General features: G+C 41.6%; 1 protein-coding gene. It reads right to left on the reverse strand.

The genetic code is table 11. The annotated features are described in order from the left end of the window. Window positions 1-4223: 4223 nt before the first annotated feature. Window positions 4224-5273: hypothetical protein (locus B050_RS0110705; protein ID WP_018473912.1), on the reverse strand; the 1050-nt coding region annotated here is incomplete at its 5' end.

The following is a 5273-nucleotide window of genomic DNA, read 5'->3' on the forward strand; positions in this document are numbered from 1 at the left end:
CTACGCAGCCTACGCTTTCCGAATCATCAATGGCGTAGGTATAGGTATAAATCCCAGAATAGGCCGCGTCCTGATCATCCAAGGTTTCTATAAGGTTATAGAAACCATTTTCTCCATAATCGACAGGAGTTCCCGTTCCTACTATTGCTCCTTCTATTTCTAAAGTGGTATTAGAAGTCGCATCGGTCCCATTTCCATTGGTGGTTGTACCAGGAGAGGAAGTCGCACCATTGATTCCCTCCATATAGCTGATCAGTCCAGATTCCTTAGAGTCCGGGCAGCCATCACCATCTGAGTCCAGATCAAAGGAATTAGGTACACCATCGCCATCGGTATCTACAGTGTTTTCTTCGATGGTGTTAGAGGCCATAAACTTAAAAGTGCCCGCAGGGAGGATACATTGATAAGAAGAAATCCTTTCATCATTTGAGGACCCATCCCCAAAGGCATACTGGAAGTCATGCCCCACATTACAATAGGACCCGTCTGCTTTAATTATTGGAGTAATATGCGCCCCTGTTTCTACATAAGTGTATTGCTGCCCCTCAGTTCCTGCCGGGACAATGGGGTAATTATAGCCAGTAAAGCCGGGACCACCAATTGTAAACTGATCATTTGAACCCCAAGCTCTTACACTACCATCCTCTAGTATTACCGCCACGGTGGAAGAACTTGTATCCTTATCCTGAGCTGAGAGAAACCTTACATTCTCTAAATCAGAACCATCTTGATTGGTCACTCTTCCCCATTCAAGATAAACCTTATTCTCTTTTGTCGATGAATTATATAGGCCCCTACCAGTCTCCCCTGAAGTATTATTTCCCATAGAATACACATGACCTGATGAACTTAAAATAAAATACCCATTTAAAGTTGTACCTATTTGAACGATCCTTTCACCTTCTGCTAAAGGATTTACCATCTTGGTGGGATAAACCCTACTTGCTTCTGCGGTTCCATCTCCTACTATTGAGACTGACCCCCAAGTGTAAAGATTACCTGACTTGGTCTGAGCAAAACTAAAATAGAAGCTTCCTTTTATCTTATAGACCTCCTCTCCCTCAGGAAACTGCACTTCGTGCCATAGGGCATCAGCTGTGCCCGAATTGTCGCCATAATTTTTTTCATTATCTCCCATCACCCATAATTTCCCATCTTTGGTCACAATATAAATGCTACGAGTAACGGCATCTAGAACTTCCACATCTGATGGTTGGTAATCTGCGGGAAGTGAATACTGATTTTTCACCGAACCAAAACCATAAGTAGAAGTACTCACAATCCTAGAAAAACGTGTCGTATATCTAGACCGAAGAGCAGCTGGGATCAAGGTATTATAATACTTAGTGGAACCTTCTTGGCCCGTTTTATTTCCCCAAGCGTATAAGCCCGCCTCTGTTAAGATAATAGCCTCTGACGAAAAAGTAAAGGTAGTAGCATAAGTGAATTTTAGTATATTCCCTTCGTAATTGTATCCATTTGCAGGGGTGATCTCTGTAGGGACTTTTAGGTGATCTTTACCATTGGCGTTTAAATACTCTCCCCATCCCATAAGACCGCCATCTGCAGTACGTCCTAGAACTCCATGAAATCCAGCAACAAGAATATCTTCCTTATATCCAAATTCAGTTACTTCATTTCCTCTCTCCACCACATCCAGCACNCCATCATTATCATCNTCTAGGTCGAGGCTATTGATGATNCCATCNCCATCAAAATCACAGTCGGGNCCCATACTGGTGGGATCATTACAGGGAGCCTGGGCAAAAGCCAATCCTATACTAAGGATGGATAGCAAAAACACTAATTTTATTCTTTTCATAATACAAGATCTTGAGAGATGAAAACCTAAAAGTTATGTAATANAACAATTTAGTCATGTCAATTTATATAACCAGCCATCCTAATCGGGACCTAAGTCGCTCTATGACAGTCTATAGCTCGATAAAAGAGGGCTTCAGCCCTNTTAAAATGCTCGAGCATTAATTATTTAGGTTTATTTCAAGTCCGTTATTCAGTAAGGCAAAGCCTTAAGCAGTTGGTTTATAATGGNTTTATTGTATCATCTTAATGCATTAAATCTATATGATTCACCTGGAGGTTATACTTGCGCTGTCTTTCTTATGGGCCATAATAGGCGATGAATAATTAAATCTTCAAATGGTAAATAAAGAATCCTCAGCCTAAGGAAGAGGATTCATATTATTGAAATAATAATCACCTCCCTTTATGACTTCAAATCGGGTTAAGCAGCTCATCATCTTTAAAGAATAAATCCTCACCCACCAGAGTGAAGACTTATTTTTGTTAAACCAAAATTAAGTTTTTCAATTTTTCTGNCTGTATTTGATAGATCTCATTGCAGGGTTGGAATAGACTTCCTTTTGGACGACTAGGCATTCACTGTCTATACTCTCATCTATCGCAGGCTCATAAGTATAGACTCCGGTATAAACCGCCTCGGAATTGTCGGCATCCTCAATAAGGTTATAGAACCCATTCGCCCCATACTCTGCTGGCGTGCCACCCCCTACAGTCATATTACCTTCTCCGATATTAGCCGAAGGATTATTTAGGCTAGAAATATAATTTATTAGTCCTGCTTCCTTAGCATCAGGGCATCCATCATTGTCAGAATCCACGTCAAGATAATTTGGGAATCCATCATTATCGGTATCCAGGCTTTGCTCCTCCACAGTCTTGGAAGCTTCAAATGAAAAGGTTCCAGGAGGCAAAATACATTGGTAAGTGGGAATTCTTTCATCATTTGAGGAGCCATCTCCAAATGCAAACTGCAGATCATGTCCCACATTACAATAGGAGCCGTCAGCTTTGATTATAGGAATAATATGACCCCCTGTTTCTACATAGGTATATTGCTGCCCCTCTGTACCAGAGGGAACGATGGGGTAATTATAAGTAGCATGGTTGCTTGGTCCACCATAGGTAAATTGATCATTGGAACCCCAAGCTCTTACACTACCATCCTCTAATATTACCGCCACTGTGGAATTACTTGCATCATTATCTTGAGCGGACAGAAACCTAACATTCTCTAGGTAAGTCCCATCCATATGGGTTACTTTCCCCCATTCAAGATAGACTTTATTCTCTCCTGTCGTTGAATTATATAAATCCCTTCCCGTCTGACCTGAAGTATTAGTCCCGATAGAATATACATGGCCCGATGAACTTAATACATAATACGCCCTTAAATTGCTAGCGATTTGAACAATCATTTCACCCGGCCCAATAGGGTTTGCCATCTTGGTAGGATAAATTATATCAGCTACTTCCGTTCCGTCTCCCAATTGTGATGAAGATCCCCAGGAGTATAGGTTACCCGATTTTGTCTGAGCAAATCCAAAAAACAAACTTCCTCTTATCTTATATACTTCCTCTCCATCGGGAAATTGTACCTGGTGCCAAAGAGCATCAGCTATACCAGAATTGTCTCCGTAACTCTTCTCATTATCTCCCATCACCCATAGCTTCCCATCTTTGGTTACGATATAGAGGCTATGAGGCACGCCATATAGAATATCAACATCTGATGGCTGATAATCGGCTGGTAGGGAATATTGATTTTTCACCGTACCAAAACCATAAGTAGAAGTACTCACAATCCTAGAAAAACGTGTAGTATATCTAGATCGAAGCGCCTCTGGAATCAGAGTATTATAATATCTATCTGAATTTTCAGGACCCGTTGTATTACCCCATGCATACAAGCCTGCTTCGGTAAGTATTATCGCCTCGGACGAATAAGTATAAGTCGTCACGTAAGTGAACTTTAAAATACTTCCTTGGTAATTATAGCCGTTTGCAGGCGTAATTTCTGTTGGGACTTTCAAGTGATCTTTGCCATTGGCATTTAAATACTCTCCCCATCCCATCAACCCACCATTAGTGGTTCGGCCTAAAACCCCATGAAATCCAGCTACAAGAATATCTTCTTTATAGCCAAATTCGGTAATCTCCCCTTTGCCTTCATTCACATCCAGGATTCCATCATTATCATCATCCAAATCATGAAGATTAATGATTCCATCTCCATCAAAATCACAGTACGGATCCTTCGCAAAGGGGTCCGTACATGTGGTTTGGGCATTGGCCAGCCCCATATACATGAAGGCCAGCCCAAATACCATTTTGTTTATTTTCATCGGTTATTTTCTAATTCAATACCTTATTTTAAGAAAACTGAATTCCCTAACCAAGTATTAAAGGGTGCCTCCAACGGCATCTTTCACTACGAATACAATATTCATAAATGAACCTTCATATACCTCAGCTCCAGGCTTCACCGTATAGGATAATACCCCATTGTCATCCACTGAAACATTTTCGAAGATGTCTGTATCGTACCAAGTGATATGGTACTCAAGCTCTGATGATGGCAATACAGGTATCCCTTCTAATGAACTAGGACTACTTACCATTGGCGCACCAAATTGGGCAAGGTATTTCTGATACAAGTCGATCGTTCCGAAGGTATCACCCACTGGCACTTGCTCAGCAACTACTGGAATAAGCACTGAAGGCATAAAGAAGAATTTAGGCATGGTTGCTTTTAATGTTTTAAGCGTTCCATCTGCATCAGCTACAACTATTCGATCTTTTTGACCGTCAGTCGCTGCCACAAGTGTACCCTTATTTCCATTTATCGTTCTTACCCTTGCATCACCAGTTTTCACATCCAATGCAGCACTTACAGCCTCAGCAGTGAAGTCACCGATACCTACATTTCCATTTTGGAAGATATTCTCCGCATTGGAAGTAGCGGCATCCGAGGTGTTTTCTACCATCCATGGTTCTACCACATTAGATACTACCCAAGTGGAATCACTGATGTCTCCATCCCCATTAGGGTCAGCAACAAAAGAGTACACATCACCGGTGCTTTCGTCAATAAATATTGCTCCAGCTTCACCCTTAGCACTGTTGGCACTAGGAGTTCCTTCACCACTTTGACTGATTCCGAAACTTACTACTGTACCGTCCATTGAAGTGTGCGTTGCCGTTCCGCCAGAAACTAGAAGCACATCTGTCCCGCCTGATTTAGTCCATGAATTTCTAGTTACATCAAATACATAGGTATCACCTAAAATACTATTAATATAGACATCGCCAGGTACGCCAGGAGTATTATTGTCTAATGGAGAACCTTCATCGATCGTCAGTCTGATGTCGCCTACCATCACCCACTCGTTACCGTCATGAGCATAGATATCGCCAGTCGCTTCATCCACATAGATGTCACCAGCTACACC

The sequence above is a fragment of the Echinicola pacifica DSM 19836 genome (assembly GCF_000373245.1).
Classification (GTDB): domain Bacteria; phylum Bacteroidota; class Bacteroidia; order Cytophagales; family Cyclobacteriaceae; genus Echinicola; species Echinicola pacifica.